This is a genomic window from Synechococcus sp. RSCCF101, from assembly GCF_008807075.1.
Taxonomy (GTDB): Bacteria; Cyanobacteriota; Cyanobacteriia; order PCC-6307; family Cyanobiaceae; genus RSCCF101.
This window is the reverse complement of sequence record NZ_CP035632.1, coordinates 2,887,837-2,907,432: the sequence shown is the minus strand read 5'-3', so window position 1 is coordinate 2,907,432 and position 19,596 is coordinate 2,887,837. Positions and strand designations below refer to the sequence as shown.

Genomic DNA, 19,596 nt, shown 5'->3' with positions numbered 1-19,596 from the left:
CGCGCCAGCAACGCAGCGGTCATGAAGTGCCTCAGCAGTCCGGCCGGTCCTGGTGACTGGCAGGGCGAACTCCTCGTGGTGGGGCTCTTCTCCCAGGATGGTGATGCGACCCGCCGGGCACTGGAGACGCGCTTCGGCAGTGCCCTGCTCGAGCGCCTGGAGGCCGGCGGCTTCAAGGCCAAGCCCGGCAGCACGGCGAGCTTCGATCTGCTCGATGGCCCGCTGCAGCGGCTGGTTCTGATCGGCCTGGGGGCACCGGAATCGTTCGATCTGATGGCCCTGCGGCGCGCTGCTGCCGCCGCCGCCCAGGCCGGCAAGGGCATGACGGGATCGCTGGGGCTGTGCCTGCCGCTGGAGGGTTTCGAGCCATCGGCCGCGGCCCAGGCGATCGGCGAATCGGTGCGACTGGCCGGCTACAGCGACCAGCGCTTCCGCAGCGAACCGCACCAGGATCCCCGCCCGGAGCGCTGCGAGATCCTGCAGCTGCCGGCTGCTGGCGATGCCGCCCTGGAGCGGGTGGCCCCGATCTGCAGCGGCGTGGAACTGGCCCGCGAACTGGTGGCGGCGCCCGCCAATGCCCTCACCCCGGAGGTGATGGCCGACACGGCCAGCGCGATCGCTCGCGATCACGGCCTTGAGGTGACCATCCTCGATGCCGAAGCCTGCCGCGAGCGGGGCATGGGCTCCTATCTGGCCGTGGCGCAGGGGTCGGATCTGCCGCCGCGCTTCATCCATCTGATCTACCGGCCGGAGGGCACTCCCTTACGCCGGCTGGCCCTGGTGGGCAAGGGGCTCACCTTCGATTCCGGCGGCTACAACCTCAAGGTGGGTGCGGCCCAGATCCACATGATGAAGTACGACATGGGCGGCAGCGCCGCCGTGCTCGGTGCCGCGCGGGCGATCGCGGAACTGAAACCAGCGGGAGTGGAGGTTCACTTCATCGTGGCCGCCTGCGAAAACATGATCAACGGCTCGGCGATTCACCCCGGCGACATCATCACCGCCTCCAACGGCAAAACGATCGAGATCAACAACACCGATGCCGAAGGCCGCCTCACCCTGGCCGATGCGCTGGTGTATGCGAGTGAACTCAAGCCCGATGCGATCGTGGATCTGGCCACCCTCACCGGCGCCTGCGTGATCGCCCTGGGAGAGGAGATCGCCGGCCTCTGGAGCAGCAGCGACAGCCTCAGCCGTGCCCTCAGCGATGCCGCCCGCAGCGGCGGCGAGCAGCTCTGGGCCATGCCCATGCCGGCCTCCTACGCCGACGGCCTCAAATCCGATCTGGCCGACATGAAGAACACCGGCCCCCGGCCGGGTGGCTCGATCACCGCGGCCCTGTTCCTGAAGGAGTTCGTGGCGGGGAGCATTCCCTGGGCCCACCTCGACATCGCCGGCACGGTGTGGAGCGACAAACCGCGCCAGGGTCAGCCCTCCGGCGCCAGCGGTTTCGGGGTGCGGACTCTTGTGGAGTGGGTGTCAGCGGGAGGGTTGGCCTGAGTCAGAGGCCTCCCTGGAGGCGTCGCCGCACCACTTCCATGGCGTTGAGCAGAGTCTGCTGCAGCTGAGCCGGTCCTGGAACCGTTCGCGGCCCGTCCAGGTTGCTTCCTGAGGAAGAGCTTCTGAGATTCAGCAGCTTTTCCATCAGATCCCTGGATCGTTGTTCCGATTCACTCATGCTCGCTGTGGCCTGGCTGGGGCTCAGCGCCTGCACAGCGGCAGGACCGGCGAAGGGGTTGTCCGGGTCCTGGGGACCGGCCGCGCCCGCCTCTTGATCATCCCCCGAGTTGTCGTCCTGGGCCGAGTCGTCGCCGCGATCGCCGGAGCTTTCCGACGGTCCCTCACTGGCTTGAGGCGAACCCGATGCATCGGCCGAACCGTCAGCTCCATCCTGTGGAGAGGTACCGGTATCAGCCGGTGCAGAGCCTGCTGGCCCCTGATTGCCCGTCGAAGACTCAGAGTCGGCCGCACCGCCTGAGAAGTCGCTCGCGCCAAGGCCAAGCGCTACGGGTGATTCCGACCCAGCCTCCGATGGACCAGACCCGATCGGGACTGGGGCAGCAGATGGGGCAGCAGGATCTTCACCCGGGGTGCCGAGGGTTTGCTGTTCCGTCTGGGTCTCGGAGACAGCCTGGAGAGTGCCCTGCGCCTGTGGATCACCCAGCAACTCCCCAACAGGACCAGGAAGTCGAGGCTCGGAGGGCTCAGCCGGATCGACCGGGCCAGGGGAACCCGTCAGGGGTTGCGTCGTGCTCTCGGGCTGGGGCGCGTCGACAACTGGGGGTGCCTGCGGCGATCCACCACCATTCGGCGGGGCCGGGGGCTCAGGCCCGGGCTGTTCGGATGCCTCGGGCACAGGGGGTAGTGAAGGTTCCGGGATGTCTGGAATTGGAACTGGTGGTGGTGTCGGATCTTCCGGCACAGGATCAACAAGAGCCAAGCTGGTTGGTGCCGCCAAAGGCGATTGCTGGATGACCAATCCAGCAGGCACATCATCTTGACTATCAAAGTCGCCACGCACACCGGTGCTGTCGAGAACGACGATGCGATCTCCATCAGCTGGATTGAAGCCGTTAATCAGATTGGTTTCGATAGCTCCGGCAAGATCGACCTGGCCGCGGACAGTCAATCGGTCCGCTTGGCCTGAGCCGGTGCCGCCGAGCTCCAAGGCGAGCGTGCCGCCAGCGGCCTGCTGCAGATTGCCGTCGATGGTGAGGGTGCCGGCTGAGTCGGTGCCACCAGGTGCCAGCGTGCCGGCATTGGTGAGGGTGGTGAGGGTGCCGCTGCCGCTCAGATCGATGGTGCCGTTGCCGGAGATGGTGCCATCGTTGGTGAAGCCATCGGCCACCGCGAGCGTGGCGGCATTGGTCAGTTCGAGGCTGCCGTTCTGGCTGAAGCTGGCGCCGCTGCTGCTGGTGAGGGTGCGTCCATCAAGGACCGTGCTGTCGGTGATGGCGAGCGGACCTGAGACCGTCAAGCCGCCGGTGCCAGCGATGGTGCCGCCGCTCCAAGTGGTGGACCCAGCAAGGGTCAGATCCCCCGCACCACCCAGACTGCCGCCGCTGAGAGTCAGCCCTCCATTCAGCGTCGACGCAAGCGTTGTGGAGTCGAGCGAGAGGCTGCCGCCGCTGATGGTGAGGCTGTTATCGGCTGTGGAGAACAGGCTGGCGATCGAGACGTTATTGGCAGCACCGGAGCCGTCAAAGAGAATGGCGTCTCCACCGATCAGTTCCAGGGCCACCTGATCGATGCTTGTGGGGAGGAGATCGGTATTCCAGTTCTCAGCTGTGCTCCAGAGGTTGTCGGTGCCGCCGCCGTCCCAGCAGATGGTGCCGTTGGCACAGCTGAAAAAGACCAGATCAAAGCTCTGCGGCGTGCTGGTGGTGTCGGTCTGAGAGGTGAAGCCTGGGGGGAGGGGTTCGCTGCTGAAGCTGCCGCTGATGGCACCGGTGCTCTCGATCAGAGCGATCTCGATCTGATCGCCGTTGGCTGGCGCGTAGCTGTTGATCAAGGAGGCATTGAGGGAGCCGCCCAGGGAGGTGGTGCCGCTGACGACGATCTGATCGGACTGGTTTGAGCCGGTGCCGCCGAGCTCCAAGGCGAGCGTGCCGCCAGCGGCCTGCTGCAGATTGCCGTCGATGGTGAGGGTGCCGGCTGAGTCGGTGCCACCAGGTGCCAGCGTGCCGGCATTGGTGAGGGTGGTGAGGGTGCCGCTGCCGCTCAGATCGATGGTGCCGTTGCCGGAGATGGTGCCATCGTTGGTGAAGCCATCGGCCACCGCGAGCGTGGCGGCATTGGTCAGTTCGAGGCTGCCGTTCTGGCTGAAGCTGGCGCCGCTGCTGCTGGTGAGGGTGCGTCCATCAAGGACCGTGCTGTCGGTGATGGCGAGCGGACCTGAGACCGTCAAGCCGCCGGTGCCAGCGATGGTGCCGCCGCTCCAAGTGGTGGACCCAGCAAGGGTCAGATCCCCCGCACCACCCAGACTGCCGCCGCTGAGAGTCAGCCCTCCATTCAGCGTCGACGCAAGCGTTGTGGAGTCGAGCGAGAGGCTGCCGCCGCTGATGGTGAGGCTGTTATCGGCTGTGGAGAACAGGCTGGCGATCGAGACGTTATTGGCAGCACCGGAGCCGTCAAAGAGAATGGCGTCTCCACCGATCAGTTCCAGGGCCACCTGATCGATGCTTGTGGGGAGGAGATCGGTATTCCAGTTCTCAGCTGTGCTCCAGAGGTTGTCGGTGCCGCCGCCGTCCCAGCAGATGGTGCCGTTGGCACAGCTGAAAAAGACCAGATCAAAGCTCTGCGGCGTGCTGGTGGTGTCGGTCTGAGAGGTGAAGCCTGGGGGGAGGGGTTCGCTGCTGAAGCTGCCGCTGATGGCACCGGTGCTCTCGATCAGAGCGATCTCGATCTGATCGCCGTTGGCTGGCGCGTAGCTGTTGATCAAGGAGGCATTGAGGGAGCCGCCCAGGGAGGTGGTGCCGCTGACGACGATCTGATCGGACTGGTTTGAGCCGGTGCCGCCGAGCTCCAAGGCGAGCGTGCCGCCAGCGGCCTGCTGCAGATTGCCGTCGATGGTGAGGGTGCCGGCTGAGTCGGTGCCACCAGGTGCCAGCGTGCCGGCATTGGTGAGGGTGGTGAGGGTGCCGCTGCCGCTCAGATCGATGGTGCCGTTGCCGGAGATGGTGCCATCGTTGGTGAAGCCATCGGCCACCGCGAGCGTGGCGGCATTGGTCAGTTCGAGGCTGCCGTTCTGGCTGAAGCTGGCGCCGCTGCTGCTGGTGAGGGTGCGTCCATCAAGGACCGTGCTGTCGGTGATGGCGAGCGGACCTGAGACCGTCAAGCCGCCGGTGCCAGCGATGGTGCCGCCGCTCCAAGTGGTGGACCCAGCAAGGGTCAGATCCCCCGCACCACCCAGACTGCCGCCGCTGAGAGTCAGCCCTCCATTCAGCGTCGACGCAAGCGTTGTGGAGTCGAGCGAGAGGCTGCCGCCGCTGATGGTGAGGCTGTTATCGGCTGTGGAGAACAGGCTGGCGATCGAGACGTTATTGGCAGCACCGGAGCCGTCAAAGAGAATGGCGTCTCCACCGATCAGTTCCAGGGCCACCTGATCGATGCTTGTGGGGAGGAGATCGGTATTCCAGTTCTCAGCTGTGCTCCAGAGGTTGTCGGTGCCGCCGCCGTCCCAGCAGATGGTGCCGTTGGCACAGCTGAAAAAGACCAGATCAAAGCTCTGCGGCGTGCTGGTGGTGTCGGTCTGAGAGGTGAAGCCTGGGGGGAGGGGTTCGCTGCTGAAGCTGCCGCTGATGGCACCGGTGCTCTCGATCAGAGCGATCTCGATCTGATCGCCGTTGGCTGGCGCGTAGCTGTTGATCAAGGAGGCATTGAGGGAGCCGCCCAGGGAGGTGGTGCCGCTGACGACGATCTGATCGGACTGGTTTGAGCCGGTGCCGCCAATCTCCAGCTCAAGCTTCCCCTCGCTGCCTTGCTCCAGGTTGCCGGTAATGGTGATGGAGCCTGCATTGTCGATACCTCCGGGGGAGATGGTCCCTTCGTTGATGAGGGTAGAGATGACACCACGATCCTGATCGTCCAGACCAATCCTTCCCTGACCGCTAATTGTGCCATCGTTAGTGAATCCAACTGGCACTCGCAGTGTCGCACCTTCAGAGATCTCGATCGCCCCCTCTTGATCAAAGAGATGCCGGACACGAATCCGTCCCTCCAGGATAAAAATCTCGCCAGAGCTCTCGTTCTCGAACGTAAACTTGGTGGAGCGCCTGAGGCCAGTGCGAAACAAACCAAGACCACTCTTCACAACTTTTCCTTTATTGCGAAAAATACCTTCCTCGTCCACCCTCTCACGGATAGCGGTAACACCGTTCTCACCAACAACCTCTATCTTGAGGTGTGCTCCAGTGTCGTTTAGGAAGGTGGCACCATTGCCGAGACTGACAGTGGCGCCGGAAACAAGGCTTGAGGAGCCCTCAGCGTTGGTGTGCTTAAGGGTGCGTCCATCGAGGACGGTGGGGACGGTGGATCCTGAGATTTCAAGGGGCCCTGAGACAGTGAGTTGACCGTTGCCGGAGATGGTGCCGCCGCTCCATGTGTTGTTGCCCGAGAGGGTGATGTCTCCGCTGCCCGTCAGCGTTCCGCCGGACATGGAGAAGCCGTTGAGGTCGTTGTAGGCGCCGTCGACCGTCAGCGATGTGGTGGCGAGAGACGTGGTTCCGGTTTGGAAGGTGGTGTTGCTGGCCACGACAGCCGCGCCGTTGATGACGGTTGGCCCATCTGTTGCCGAATCTCCAGTCAGTGCTTTGGCTGTACCGCCCCGGAGATCCAGGGTCCCGCTGGACCACTGGAAGGTCTCTCCGCCTGAGCTGTTGTCAGCATCGACGATGAACTCCACGTCCAGCGCATTGGCGGTGGACTGGATGTCGGCGTCTAGTTCAATGCTGCCGTTAGCGAGGAAGACCAGGGTGGCGCCGCCTGTTCCTGCCGTGGTGCTGATCGGCGCGAGGATGCGGATGTTGCCGGCGGGGGTGGAGGGTGCACCCTGTGTATCGATCTGAACTGTGCCGCCGGCGTTGAGTGCTGTGTTCAGGGTGGTGGCGCTGAGCTGACTGTTCTGGGTGCCATCCCCTGTGCCCTGAAACGGTGTGCCTGTGGTGATGCGCGAGTCAGGCGTGGTGACGATGTCGATGTTGTAGGGATCAATGAGCCACGTGCCTGCGTTGCCGTTGGTTGCGGAGATATCCGGAGCCTGGGTGACGGAGAGGAAGCCGGCGGAGGTTTCAATGAAGCCGCCGTCACCGGAGTCGGCACCGCCTGTGGCGGAGAGCTGCGCATCGATGGAGGCGACGTCTGAGGCATAGAGGATCAGCTCACCGCCATCGCCAGCGGTTGTGGCCTCAACGCTGATGGTGGTGTCGGCACCGGCCGTGAGGGTGGAGGCATTGCGGATGGAGGTGTCCTCACCGCGCCGTCCGCCACCGATCCGAACGGTGCCGCCTGCGGCGGTGCCACTGGCATCGATGGAGCTGGCGGCCAGGGCGATGGCGTCTGCTTCCAGGAGGATCGAGCCGCCGCGGGCCTGGGACCCTGAGCCGTTGGCGGTGAGGGTGGCGCCGGTGAGGGTGAGGGTGTCTGCGGCCTGGAGCGTGATGGCCCCGCCGGCCGGTTCTGCTGCATCCGCTGTTGTTGCCGGTTCGGGTTCGTCTGCCGGTTCCGCAGCGGCCGGGATGTCTGGTGTCGTTGCCTCGGCGCTGCCGCCGGCCTGTGAGACGAGCGTCGTGCTGCTCTCTGTTGCTGGAGCCGTGGGCTCAGGGCTGAGGCTGGTTTGAGTGGATGTGTTGTCTTCCTGCTGGAGCAGCGGATCTGGCGAAGCGGGATCGGTGGCCTCTCCGATGGCCTGATCCATCTGTGTTGCCAGACCGGTGCTCTGCAGCGAGGGGCTCCATGTGCTGGCGGAGGAGGAGTCGGTGGCGATCTGTCCGCTGTCCGTGCTGCCGGAGGCATCCAGGCTGCCGCCGGTGATGGCGATGTCGGCCCCGCTGATGCGGATCGTGCCGCCCGGCGCTGGGGCGTCTGCGGTGTCCGGTGCGGCCGGGGCCGCGTCGTTGCGAGCCGAGCCGTCCGTTTCGGTGCTGCTGCCGGGGAGACTGCCGGAAGGGTCAGGGTCAGGGTCTGTGGCTGCGCTGGCCTCGGCGGTGGACGGTTGGGTGTCCAGCTGTGGAGTGTCCTGTGGCTCGGGCTCGGGCTCGGGCTTGGGCTCGGGCTCGCCTGTGCTCACCGTTGTGGAGGCGTCGGGTTCATCGGCGCCGGGGGCGGTCTCGGTCTCTGCTGTTGATGGGGTGGTCTGGCTCGACTCTGTGGATCTGCCGTTGTCCTCTGCGGCCGTTGCGGTCGCAGAGGCATCGGTGCTCTCTGCCGTGGTGTCGGCGTCGGCGGTCTGTGTGGTGTCGTCTCCGCCTGCTCCGCCGGGGAGGGGGAGGGAGCCATCCCCCCCGATGGCGGTCAGATCGGAATCGCTGAGGTTGACGCTGCCCGTGGCGGCGATGGAGATGGAGCCGCCGGCGGTGGCGCCACTGGCGTTGATGGAGCTGGAGGCGATGACGATGTCAGCCGCATCGATCGACACCGATCCACCGCTGCCGATGTCATTGCTGACATCGAGGCTGGAGGACTCGAGCGAGACGGAGCGTCCGGCCAGGGCGATCGTTCCGCCGTCTGCGGAGAGGCTGCTGGCGTTAAGGAGGAGATGACCGCCCTGTGAATCGAGGAGGAGGGAGTGATCAACGGTGAGCAGGCCATCGTCGATGGTCAGGTCTCCGTTGGCCGAGAGGCCGATGGCGGAAAGGCTGGCGGGATCGGTGCTCAGGCCAGGTGAGCCTGGGATGGGGATGCCGCGGAGACCGGCGACCTGTGAGGCGGTGCTGCCGTAGACGTCAAAGAAACCGGAGCCGACGGCGAGTGTGGTGGCGGTGCTGAGCTGGAGTGTGGCGACGTTGGTGAAGCCGCCACCGGCGGTGAGGGAGATGCCGCCGGGAGAGAGCCAGAAGAGATTGCCCTTGCTGGAGAGGGCGACCATCTTGTTGATGAAGCTGCCGGCGGGATCGATGACGCCGACGATGACGTTGGAGAAGGAATCGTTGTTGATCGAGGCACCGCTGATGGAGCCGCGTGTATCGAATTTTTCGAAACGGTGAAAGAGGTTGCTGCCGGCGCCGGTGCCACCGGTGATGGAGCAGTGACCGGCGGTGCAGGAGCCGTTGCGGATGCCGTTGATGACCGAGCCGAGACTCTGGAGGCCGGAGGCACCCTTGATCTCACCGGCCCGGGCGACACCGCTGCCGAGGCTGGCGGCCAGGAGCAGGGGCGCGAGACCGACGGGGATGGCCAGCTTGACCAGCGCCGGTCTCTCGTCCTGGACTCCCATCCGCAAGGCCATAGACACGTTCGATCAACCGTACCCACGTCCTGCTCCGGATAGTTGTGGTCACTGTTGCCAGATCACGAATAGACGCAACAGAGCAGGGCGGCGCCAGAGCGTGACCCAGGCGAACGAATCACCTTCAAACCATTGGTCGGAACCAGGTCCGCTGACCTGGTCTCGGTCAAATCGTGGACGACCACGTCCGCAGGTTGTTGGCCAGTGTGATGGCAGAGACCCTGGCCATCACCAGCTATACCCTTGCCACCGGCGCCCGACCGTAGGTTGGGACACCGAGCTCAGCGCCGTTGCCATGCCCGCAGGCAAGATCCGCTGGTACATCCGTGCCCAGATGGGTGTGCTGCTGCTGCCGCTGGGGCTGTGCCTGTTCGGTGAGGCGATCGCCCGGCGCGCCACCCAGATGCTGGGAGAGGACCGGGGACCCTGGTTCTGGTACGGCACCCTCAGCCTGATCCTGATCACAGCCGGTGTGGGCCTGATGGTGGAGAGCGGGTTGCTGCGGGGCTATCCGAGAACGCCGAAGTCCTGAAGCCGATCCCTTCCTCAGCCGGCGCTCAGGCCACCTCGAGATCCATCGTCTTGGCGGACGGAGGAGCCTCGAGCTCATGGATCTGCCAGCGGGCCCGCTCGCCGCAGCCGCACAGCAGAGCGTCGATGTCGTCGGAGGCCTGCTTGGGGCTCTCGTACGGCCCGAAGTGACGGGTCACAAGGCCTTCTCGTATCGTCAGCACATACATTCAGCCACCCCCTGTCAGGGAAAGCAGACTCTAGGGCGCTCAGCCGGAAAGGCAAGCCAGGTCTGCACCAGAGCATTCCCCGCAGCAGATCCCGCCGGACGGTCGATCAGGGAGTCGCGGCATCGGCAGGCACGCTCCAGGGGCCACCCTTGCGGGCCTTGTCACCCCACACACGGCGCAGGCGCTGGTCACGCCGGCAGGCGAGCCGGTAATAGCGGTATTTCACCGGCTCCTTGCTGGCGTAGTCCTGGTGGTAGTCCTCCGCCGGCCAGAACGCGGCCGCCGGCCGGATCTCCACCTGGATCGCCTCGGGAGAGCGGCCCAGCTCACGCGCCGCTGCATCCAGGCTGGCCCGGGCCGTGCGGGCCTGGCGCTCGTCAGCCGTGAAGATCACCGGCCGGTAGGAGCCGCCGCGATCGCAGAACTGGCCCGATCCGTCGAAGGGATCCACGTTGCGCCAGTAGGCCCGCAGCAGATCGCCGTAACTGAGCTGGTCGGGATCGAACGTGACCCGCACCACCTCCTGGTGCCCCGTGCCGCCTGCCGAGACCTGCCGGTAGGTGGGTGCCTCCACCGTGCCGCCGCTGTAGCCGCTCACCACCTCGCTCACCGCCGGCAGCTTCTCGAGGTCGCTCTCCAGGCACCAGAAGCAGCCGCCGGCCAGGATTGCCGTTTCCGTGGCCGCCCAGGCCGCCGCCGGCATCAGAAGGCTGCCGGCCCAGAGGAGCGCCGCCACCAGGAACGGGGCTGAGGCACGGGAGGAGCGGACAGGCATCGGCGCAACACAAACGACAGCCAGCATCGCCAACGAAGACCCTGAAGCGACGGGGGCGGGAGGCCGGAGGCCGCCGGCAGGCGCCGGTCAGGCCGGCAGGGTGGCCCTGGCTGCGGGCACGAGGCGATCGAGAACGGCATCGGCGGCCCGGTCCGTCACGCCCGGATCGCCGAGCACGCCTCGAAGGCGCGCATACCCGTCCAGAACCTGCTGTCGGGGCAGCCCGTCGTTCAGCAGGCGTTCGGCCTCATCCACCAGCCGCTCCACGGTGTACTCGTCCTGCAGCAGCTCCGGCAGCAGCCGTTCGTGCAGCAGCAGGTTCACCGGTGAGATGTGCGCCACGTTGAAGCGCAGCAGCCAGCGGGCCACGAAGGCCGTGATCCGGCTCAGCCGGTAGCCCACCACCTGGGGTACATCCCGCAGAGCCAGCTCCAGGTTCACCGTGCCGGATTTGGTCAGCGCCAGATCGGCGGCCGCGAACAGCACCGGCTTCATGGCATCGGCCTGATCGGCCCCGATCATGCGTGCCCTGAGCCCGGCGGCGCCGATCATGCGCTGCAGGGGGGCTTCGAAGCGCTCCATGCTGGCCGAGAGGATCACCCGAAGCTTCGGGTGCCGGGCCTGGAGCCTGGCGGCGGCCTCGGCCATGGCCGGCATCAGGTAGGCCAGCTCCTGCTGGCGCGAAGCCGGCAGGAGCAGGAGCAGGCGTTCATCGTCCGCCAGGCCCAGCTCCCGACGGGCCTGCTGCCGGTCGGGGCCGTCGCGGACGGTGTCGAGCAGGGGATGGCCGACCCAGGACACGGACGCCCCGCGCTCGGCATAGAAGCGGGCCTCCTCGGGGAACACCGCCAGGATCAGGTCGGTGAAGCCGAGCAGCCGCGTGGTGCCGCCCTCACCGAGGCGGAAGGCCCACTCCTGCGGCGCGATGTAGTACAGGATCGGCAGGTCGGGATGCCGGCGCCTCAGTCTGCGGCCGAGGCTCACGTTGGCGCCCATGTAATCGATCATCACCACCCCGTCGGGCGGGGTCCGGCGCAGCCAGGCATCCACACGCCGCTGCAGCTTCAGGGTGGGCAGCACCAGGGGCAGCGCCTCCCAGAGCCCGATGGCGCCCATCGGCGCGGTGTCCGCCAGGAGGGTGGCGCCGGCCCGTTCCATCCGCGGCCCTCCGAGGGCATGAACCTCGAGCTCCACGCCGCGGGCTGCTGCGCGCCGGTGCAGGGCCTGGATCAGAAGGCTGCCCTGGAGATCACCGGAGACCTCGCCGGTGCTGATCAGCAGCCGCACCATCAGCGGCTCTGGGCCACCGGCGGCGGGAGGGGACCGCGCCGGCCGGGGCCGATCGAGGCCTCGAGGAACTCGCACAGATGGGCCGCCGGCGGCAGCAGATCCAGCTCGCGGGCCTCCCGCAGCGCATCGGCCAGCACCCGGTCGCCCTTGTAGAGCAGGGTCCAGACCTGCTGCAGCTGACGCATCTGGGCGCCGCCATCCGCCTGGGCCAGACCGCTGCGCCGCAGGCCGATGCGGTTGAGACCCCGCACACGCCCGGGGTGCCCCTCCACGATCGAGAAGGGCGGCACGTCGCGGTCGATGCGACTCATCCCGCCCACCATGGCCAGCCGGCCGATGTGAACGAACTGGTGGATGCCCAGCACACCACCGATCACGGCCCGGTCGTCGATGTGCACGTGGCCCGCCACGGCCACGCTGTTGGCGATAACCACCCGGTCGCCGAGCAGGCAGTTGTGACCGAGGTGGCTGTAGGCCATCAGCAGGTTGCCGCTGCCCAGCTGGGTGCGCTCCCCCTCATGGGTGGCCCGGTTGATGGTCACGCACTCACGGATGCTGTTGTCATCACCCATCACCACCTCGGTGGGCGCACCGCTGTATTTGAGATCCTGCGGCTCCAGGCCGATGCAGGCACCGGGGAACACCCGGTTGCGGCTGCCCATGGTGACCCGACCCTCGATCACCACATGCGGACCGATGGAAGAGCCATCGCCGAGGCTCACTTCCGGGCCGATGATCGCGTAGGGCCCGATCTCCACCCCAACCCCCAGCTGGGCGCGGGGATCAACGATGGCGGTGGGGTGAACCCGGGTCTGCAGGGCCGACGGAGTCATCGATCAGTCCACCAGCGAGAACATCAGCTCCCCCGAGCACACCAGCTTGTCCTCCACCGTGGCTTCAGCCTTCACTTTGCCGAACCGGCGCCGTTTCAGGCTGAGCAGCTCACAGGTGATCAGCAACTGATCACCCGGCACCACCGGATGGCGGAAGCGCACCCCGTCGATCCCGGCGAACACGAACAGGCCCTTGGGCAGATCAGGCATCTGGGTGACGATCAGCCCCCCCACCTGGGCCATCGCCTCCACGATCAGGACCCCCGGCATCAGGGGGCGGCCGGGGAAATGCCCCTGGAACTGGGGCTCATTCACGGTCACGTTCTTGAGCGCCACGGCCCGCTTGCCGGGCTCGTGGGCGATCACCCGGTCCACCAGGGCGAAGGGGTAGCGATGGGGCAGCAGGCCCTGGATCGCTTCACTCGAGAGCAGGCAGGGGGTGGTGGACGGCGCGGTCACGAAGCGATCGGTTCAGGCGATGGGGACGCCGCCAGGGCGGCGGCCAGGCGGGTGTGAAGGGTGTGGGAGGCGCGGAAGGCGAACACCTGGGCCCGCGGCAGACCCACCAGAGCCAGATCCCCCAACAGGTCCAGCAGCTTATGGCGCGCCGGTTCATCGGGCTGGCGCAGGGGCGGATTGACCCAGCGGTCGCCATCGCAGACCAGGGCATTCTCCAGGCTGCCGCCGCGGATCAGCCCGGCCGCCCGCAACTGCTCGAGCTGCTCCCGGAAGCCGAAGGTGCGGGCCGGGGCCACCTCACGCACGAACACCTCGGGGGTGAGGGTGAAGCTGACCAACTGGCGGCCGATCGCCGCCTGGGGATAGTCGACGCCCACGGCGATGCGCAGACGATCGGAGGGCAGCGCCGTGACGAACGACGTGCCCTCCTGCACCGTGAGCGGTTCCCGCACCACCGGACGTGTGGGGGGCTCCGCCAGAGGGGCCAGGCCCGCTTCGGCGATCGCCTCCACCCAGGGCTGGGCCGAGCCATCCAGCAGCGGCACCTCCTCCCCCTGCACGATCAGTCGGGCCTGGGTCACACCGCAGCCGGCGAGGGCCGCCAGCAGATGCTCCACCGTGGCCAGGCGACGGCCATTGTCGAAGCCCAGGGCGGTGCAGAGGCGGGTGTCGGTGACCTGGCCAGGCTGCAGCCGGACGGGACCCTCGCTGCCGGAATCCGACCACTGCACCCAGAAGCCGTCGACCTCGGATGGCTCCAGACGCACTGACCCGCTGGATCCGCTGTGCAGTCCATCTCCACGCCGGCTGCTGGAGCCGGCCAGGGTCCAGCGGCCGCTGTAATCGGCTGGCCAGTCCACGCTCAGAACTTCCAGCCCACCCCCAGGTTGAAGCGCCAGTCGCCGCTGAGATCGCGGCTGGCAGCCTCCAGCCGCAGGGGGCCCACCGGGGTGGTCACGATCACGCCGGTGCCGAGGGAGAAGCCGCTGCCGGGCTTGTCGAGGATGTTGCCCGGTTCGCCCGGCACCGCAGACTGGCTGCTGAAATCGGTGGCGGCATCGGCGAAGACCTCGCCACTGATGATGCTCCAGATCGGGAAGCGGTATTCGATTGTGGCCTCGCCGAAGCTGCGGCCCACCGCCAGGTCGCATTCGAAGTAACCCCGAACCGAGTTGGTGCCGCCCACACAGAACGCTTCATAGGGAGGCAGATCACCGATCACCGTGCCCGCCTTCACCTGGAAGGCCAGGGCCTGCTTGCAGTCCTCCGGTTCGCCGGGCTCGGGCCGGCAGCCCTTGTAGAACTTCAGCCAGTTGACCGGAAAGAACTGGGTGTAGGTGGCGCGCAGTCGGTTGAAGGTGGGTGAATCCTCACCCACCGAAACGAACTGCTCGGTGCTCATGCTGAGGAAGTTGCCCTCGCGGGGATTGCGGGGGTCATCGAGATTGTTCATCGTGGCGGCGAAGCGCAGCCCCACGAGCTGGTTCTCGCTGGCGCAGTTGTAGGCGATGCAGATGACATCATCGGTGGGGACCCGGCTTTCGGTTCGGTCCTGGGTGCCCACGCCGAAGCGTCGGCTGGCACCGGTGAAATCGATCGGGCGCACCTGCTGGGCATTGAGTCCGAGCACCAGCGTCCACGGAGCCCGCTTGAACGGGTCACCCCCGTTCATGGGACGGATGAACTGCATCGTGCCGCCGAAGCGCTCGAGGGCCACCGTGTTGCCGCGGTAGTCGTACCAGCTTTCGTCCGGGAACAGATCCTCCGCCTGGCCGACGGAATCGAACTTGCGGCCGGCCGGGTTGTTGTCGGAATCGATGTCGTAGGCGATGTCGGTGCCGGGAGCCTCGTAGAAATCCGACGCAGTGCGGATGTTGCCGTTGTCCTGGCTCTGGAAGATCTGGGGCACCTCCCGGCTGATGAACAGGCGGGCGTTGAAGGCGGTGCGATGCCGGTCACCCCGGATCCAGGGGTCTGTGAAGCTCAGGGTCGCCAGACCGCCGAACTGGCCGTAGGTGAAGTTGAGGGCCGTGTTCCAGGCCCGCCCGAGCAGGTTCGAGTCACTGACCTGAATCTGACCGAACACACCCTGGCTCTGGCTGTAGCCCAGGCCCCCTGAAAGTGAGCCGGTGGACTGCTCGACGATGCCCAGGAGGATGGTGACCTCACCCGGCGTCTCCGGCACCGGCTTGAGGCTCACCTTCACATCGCTGAAGAGGTTCGTTCCGTAGAGGCGCTGCAGATCCGCCTCCAGGTCGTTGCGGTTGAACACATCGCCCGGCTGCAGGGAGATCTCCCGGGTGATCACCCAGGGCCTGGTCTTGCCCCGCACCGGCTCGCCGTTCTCATCGACGTTCTCCCCTTCCCGATTGAGGAACTCCACCTCCACACCGGCCACCAGACCTTCGCTGATCTTCAGCTCGACCACACCCTGGGGGCTGACCCGCTCCGGGCCGGTGACCCGCGCCAGAGAGAAGCCCTCATCCGCATACCAGGTCTGCAGCTCCTTCATGCGCGTCTGGAGCACATTCAGATTGAGGGTGCGTCCGAAATCAGCGGCGAAGGTGTCGGCAACGATCTGGTCTGGGATGCGGGCGTCGCTGGGGTCGAGATCCACCTCGGTGAGCACCGGGTTGGGGGTGACCATCACCACCACCTGCACGCCCAGAGGACCATCGACCGGCTGGATCCGCACATCGGAGAACCAGCCCGTGGCGTAGATCGCCGAGAGATCGGTTCTCAGCTCCGAACGGGTCACCAGGCTGCCCGGCCGGGTGCGCATCGCGTCGTAGGCCTCCAGCTCGAGCCGTTCCTGCTCGGGATGGCCCTCCAGGCCCTCGATCACCACCTCGCTGATCAGAACCTGCGGCTCGGCCGGCTCCTGATTGAAGTCTTCCGCCGCGGGGCCCGGAGCGCCCTCCACCCCGCCGCCGGCAGGTGGTGCATCGGGAGCGGGGACCTCCTCGACCGTCTCAACCTCGATCTCTTCCACTTCGATCTCCTCCACCTCAGCGGGGGGGGCGGCGGGATCAGCGTCGTCGGCTTGGGCCAGCTGGGCGTTGGGCAGCCGGCTCTCGCCAGCCTGTGGGGGGAGAGACTCCAGCGGAGGGAGGGGCTCCAGCCGGGGGAGGGTCACCACGTGTGGTGACAGCGCCGTGCGGCCCAGGGCTGCAACAGCCCCGTCCAGGGCCGAGGCCACCGAGGTCACGCCCGTGGAGGCACCCGAGAGAGCGGCGAGGGCGGCGCGGGACTCTCCGGCACCGGCACGCCCGGCCAGCTCAACCACTGACCCAACGCCCGCATCAGAGGGAAGCTCAGCAGCCCGTGCCGGGCCCATCCCATCCAGCATGAGGCCGGCGCCACCGCTCAGTGCCAGGGCCCAGGAGACACGAGTCAGTGCTGCACGAAGGGATCCCTGTCGGTGGCCGGCCATCACAAGTCTGAGGACATGCGGCCGAGCCGCAAATGCCCGCAGACCTTACCTGCAGACGCAAGGGTCGGGGCAGGCCCCTTGGACCCGTTTGTAGACCTCCCTGTAGGCCTCGATCACACCGCCGAGGTCGCGGCGGAACCGGTCCTTGTCGAGACTCCGCTGCGGGTCGTCGCCCGCCCGATCGCGCTGATCCCACAGACGGCAGGTGTCGGGGCTGATCTCATCGGCCACCACCAGGGTTCCAGCCTCGGTTTCGCCGAACTCGAGCTTGAAGTCGATCAGATCCAGATCCAGAGGAACGAGGAGCGCCTGCAGGGCGGCATTCACCTGGCGGGCCATCCGTTCAATCTCCTGCCGTCGCTCGGGAGTCACCAGATCCAGCAGCGTCAGCCTGGATTCGGTCAGCAGCGGATCCCCGAGGCCATCGTCCTTGTAGTAGAGGTCGAGCAGCGGCGGATCGAGCGGGGTGCCGGGGTCGATCGGCAGCTCGCGGCAGAGGGACCCCGCGGCGCGGTTGCGGATCACCACTTCGATGGGCACGACACGCACCCGCCTGGCCGTCATCCAGTGGGCGCCCCTGGGGGACAGCCCCAGGTAGTGGGTGGGGATACCGCTGCGTTCCAGGTGATCGAACAGCCGGGCCGAGATCTGGCAGTTCAGCCAGCCCTTCCCCTCGAGATGGGCCCGCTTGGCGGCATTGAAGGCAGTGGCCTCGTCCTTGAACTCCAGATCCACCCGGTCCGACGAGGCGCCGGCATGGATGCGCTTGGCCTTGCCTTCGTAGAGGAATCCGCTGCTGCCGGTCATGGGCCTGCCTGAGGGAGGGTCGATGCGCCGTGTCCGCCGGGATCGCGGGGGGAGCGCAGCCGTTCCTCCAGTCTCTGTCGCCGCGCCTCGCTCTCGGGATCCAGCGCTTCGTCCTGAAGCAGACGCCACTGGTTGTAGGGATCACGCAGCCGGCGACTGAGGCGGTCGCGCCGCTGGCGGGGCCGCTGGGCGTCGCCACCGGCGGCCCGTTCGATCGATTCCTGAAGCACCAGCAGCTCCAGGGCCAGTCCCCAGGCCTCATCCACGGCCGCCTGGTCGAGAGCCTGCTCCAGCAGCAGAAGGCGGCGCTCCAGGGCGAGATCGTCCATCAGGGCGGCAGCGCGAGCCAGCCGCTGAGCCGTCTCGGGGCCGGCGCTGCGGCTTGCGAGCAGCACCTCCACCGCCCGATCCGGCGCGCCCATGCCCTCGTAATGGTCGGCAAGAACATCGACTGCGGCACGGGTGGTCCAGGTGCCGTCCTCCTCTCGGCGCACGGGCAGGAGCACGGTATCGAGGCGGGAGAGATCGCCTTCCACCAGACGGTGCAGAGTCCTGGCGGCGCGGCGGTGGTCGAGGGCCGCATCGGCGGCCTGCCAGCGGAGCACGAGCCAGGCCCGCCGGGTCGGGCCCGGCGCGGGGCCGACCCGGCTGAGCACCGTGAGGGCGGCGGAGGGGGCACGGCACTCGATCAAGGCCGCGGCATTGGCCATCACCAGCACCGTGTTCTGGGGTGCGGGCCAGCCCTCGAGCAGGCGGGAGCGAAGCGGCTGCAGGCGCTGGTCCAGCCCCGCCGCCAGCGACTCGCTGCAGGCGGCCTGAAGCTGATCGATCGTCCCGTCCTCGAGCAGGGTGAGGAAGTCGGCTTCCGACATCGCCACAGGCAGTGGTGTCTGCGCCGCCGAAGGCCCGGCGGCCGCGAGCAGGAACAGGCCGGAGATCAGGCCGGCCGCGGCAGTAGGAAGATGAGGCAAGCGTCCGGGCCCCGACCGCCGCACGCTATCTCCTGTGGTGACGAGCATGACCCTGACCCCCGAGCGGATCCTGGTGGTGGGCTCCGGTGGTCGTGAGAACGCCCTCGGCTGGGCTCTGGCCCGCTGCCCGGGGGTGGCCGAGGTGCTGATCGCGCCGGGCAACGGCGGCAGCGATGACCATCCGGGCTGCCGCAGCGTGCCCGTGGCGGCCGGCGATGACCCCGACCTGGAGGCCCTCTGCCGCAGCGAGCGGATCGAGCTGGTGGTGATCGGTCCGGAGGCTCCGCTGGCCGATGGCCTGGCCGACCGGTTGCGGGGGGCGGGCTTCCAGGTCTTCGGTCCGGGTGCCGAAGCCGCCCGGCTGGAGGCCAGCAAGCAGTGGGCCAAGCAGCTGATGCAGGAGGCGGGAGTGCCCACCGCCCGGGCCTGGCGGGTCGGCAGCCTCGAGGAGGCCCGCCCCGTTCTGGACGCACTGGCCACATCGCCGGTGGTCAAGGCCGATGGCCTCGCGGCGGGGAAGGGGGTCACCGTCGCCGAAACGCGTGAGCAGGCCGAAGCGGCCATCGCCGAGGCCCTGGCCGGTCGCTTCGGGGCGGCCGGAGAACAGCTGCTGCTGGAGGAACGGCTGCGGGGCCCCGAGGTGTCGGTGCTGGCCCTCAGCGATGGGCAGGATCTGGTGCTGCTCCCGCCGGCTCAGGATCACAAACGCATCGGAGAGGGGGATACCGGGCCCAACACCGGCGGCATGGGGGCCTACGCACCGGCTCCGGTGCTGGACGCGGCCGGGCTGGAGGCGGTCCGCCGCACCATCCTCGAGCCCACCCTGGCGGCGCTGCGGGCCCGGGGGCTCGATTACCGCGGCGTGCTCTACGCCGGCCTGATGGTCACCGAGGCCGGGCCCCAGGTGATCGAATTCAACTGCCGCTTCGGGGACCCCGAATGCCAGACCCTGATGCCCCTGATGGGTCCGGAGCTGGCCGCTGTGCTCCTGGCCTGCGCCCGCGGCGAGCTGGCGGAGGCCCCCGACCTGACAGTGCGGGACGGGTGCAGCGCCTGTGTGGTGATGGCGGCCCCCGGCTATCCGGGCTCGGTGCAGCTCGGTGACCCGATCCGGATCGCGTGGCCGGAGCCGGCCGGGGATCGTCAGCTGTTCCATGCCGGCACGCGACGGGAGGCCGGCGGCACGCTGGTCACCTCGGGCGGGCGGGTGCTCGCGGTGGTGGGACAGGCCGATAGTTTCGACGGCGCCTTCGAGACGGTCTATGCCGCCATCGAGGACATCCGCTTCGATGGAGCGCTGCTGCGGCGCGACATCGGCCATCAGGTGCGACATCTCTAAGGTTG

13 protein-coding genes are annotated in these 19,596 nt (G+C 67.5%); 3 read left to right on the top strand and 10 right to left on the bottom strand.

Annotation, left to right across the window (positions count from 1 at the left end; all coding sequences use genetic code 11):
* Nucleotides 1–21: 21 nt before the first annotated feature.
* Nucleotides 22–1,500 carry a leucyl aminopeptidase gene (locus tag EVJ50_RS14005; protein ID WP_150884666.1) on the top strand — a complete coding sequence of 493 codons (1,479 nt, stop codon included), beginning with the start codon at nucleotides 22–24 and terminating at the stop codon, nucleotides 1,498–1,500.
* 1 nt (nucleotide 1,501) lies between these two features.
* Here the strand turns inward: EVJ50_RS14005 and EVJ50_RS14000 are convergent, their stop codons facing one another.
* Nucleotides 1,502–8,950, bottom strand: a complete 7,449-nt coding sequence (locus EVJ50_RS14000) for a hypothetical protein (protein ID WP_150884665.1) — start codon at nucleotides 8,948–8,950, stop codon at nucleotides 1,502–1,504.
* Nucleotides 8,951–9,239: 289 nt separating this feature from the next.
* Between EVJ50_RS14000 and EVJ50_RS13995 the strand changes: the two genes are divergently transcribed.
* Nucleotides 9,240–9,476 carry a hypothetical protein gene (locus EVJ50_RS13995; RefSeq protein ID WP_150884664.1) on the top strand — a complete coding sequence of 79 codons (237 nt, stop codon included), beginning with the start codon at nucleotides 9,240–9,242 and terminating at the stop codon, nucleotides 9,474–9,476.
* A gap of 25 nt (nucleotides 9,477–9,501) precedes the next feature.
* Here EVJ50_RS13995 and EVJ50_RS13990 read toward each other — a convergent pair whose 3' ends face one another.
* From EVJ50_RS13990 to EVJ50_RS13950, 9 genes are all read right to left on the bottom strand, one after another.
* Nucleotides 9,502–9,684 carry a hypothetical protein gene (locus EVJ50_RS13990; RefSeq protein ID WP_150884663.1) on the bottom strand — a complete coding sequence of 61 codons (183 nt, stop codon included), beginning with the start codon at nucleotides 9,682–9,684 and terminating at the stop codon, nucleotides 9,502–9,504.
* Nucleotides 9,685–9,790: 106 nt separating this feature from the next.
* Nucleotides 9,791–10,459, bottom strand: coding sequence for a peptide-methionine (S)-S-oxide reductase MsrA (gene msrA, locus EVJ50_RS13985; protein ID WP_150884662.1), 669 nt, complete (start codon nucleotides 10,457–10,459; stop codon nucleotides 9,791–9,793).
* A gap of 87 nt (nucleotides 10,460–10,546) precedes the next feature.
* Entirely contained in the window at nucleotides 10,547–11,749 is a 1,203-nt protein-coding gene (gene lpxB / locus EVJ50_RS13980) for a lipid-A-disaccharide synthase (RefSeq protein ID WP_150884661.1), read from the bottom strand.
* Nucleotides 11,749–12,582 carry an acyl-ACP--UDP-N-acetylglucosamine O-acyltransferase gene (gene lpxA / locus EVJ50_RS13975; RefSeq protein WP_150884660.1) on the bottom strand — a complete coding sequence of 278 codons (834 nt, stop codon included), beginning with the start codon at nucleotides 12,580–12,582 and terminating at the stop codon, nucleotides 11,749–11,751. The genes lpxB and lpxA overlap by 1 nt, the downstream gene beginning before the upstream one ends.
* A 3-nt stretch (nucleotides 12,583–12,585) precedes the next feature.
* Nucleotides 12,586–13,041, bottom strand: coding sequence for a 3-hydroxyacyl-ACP dehydratase FabZ (fabZ, locus tag EVJ50_RS13970; RefSeq protein WP_191964795.1), 456 nt, complete (start codon nucleotides 13,039–13,041; stop codon nucleotides 12,586–12,588).
* A complete protein-coding gene (gene lpxC, locus EVJ50_RS13965) occupies nucleotides 13,038–13,901 on the bottom strand; it encodes a UDP-3-O-acyl-N-acetylglucosamine deacetylase (RefSeq protein ID WP_191964933.1) in 864 nt (287 codons plus the stop codon). The genes fabZ and lpxC overlap by 4 nt, the downstream gene beginning before the upstream one ends.
* A 2-nt stretch (nucleotides 13,902–13,903) precedes the next feature.
* Entirely contained in the window at nucleotides 13,904–16,180 is a 2,277-nt protein-coding gene (locus EVJ50_RS13960; RefSeq protein ID WP_370455646.1) for a BamA/TamA family outer membrane protein, read from the bottom strand.
* A 339-nt stretch (nucleotides 16,181–16,519) separates the two neighbouring features.
* Nucleotides 16,520–17,281 (bottom strand): phosphoribosylaminoimidazolesuccinocarboxamide synthase, encoded by a 762-nt coding sequence (purC, locus tag EVJ50_RS13955; RefSeq protein WP_150884657.1) that lies wholly within the window; start codon nucleotides 17,279–17,281, stop codon nucleotides 16,520–16,522.
* Complete coding sequence (locus EVJ50_RS13950) at nucleotides 17,278–18,252, bottom strand: hypothetical protein (protein WP_225322968.1); 975 nt, start codon at nucleotides 18,250–18,252, stop codon at nucleotides 17,278–17,280. Before EVJ50_RS13950 ends, purC begins: the two co-directional genes overlap by 4 nt.
* A 46-nt stretch (nucleotides 18,253–18,298) precedes the next feature.
* On the opposite strand from EVJ50_RS13950, the gene purD reads away from it, so the two are divergent.
* Nucleotides 18,299–19,591: a phosphoribosylamine--glycine ligase gene (purD, locus tag EVJ50_RS13945; RefSeq protein WP_150884656.1), complete on the top strand. Its 1,293-nt coding sequence runs from the start codon at nucleotides 18,299–18,301 to the stop codon at nucleotides 19,589–19,591.
* Nucleotides 19,592–19,596 lie beyond the last annotated feature (5 nt).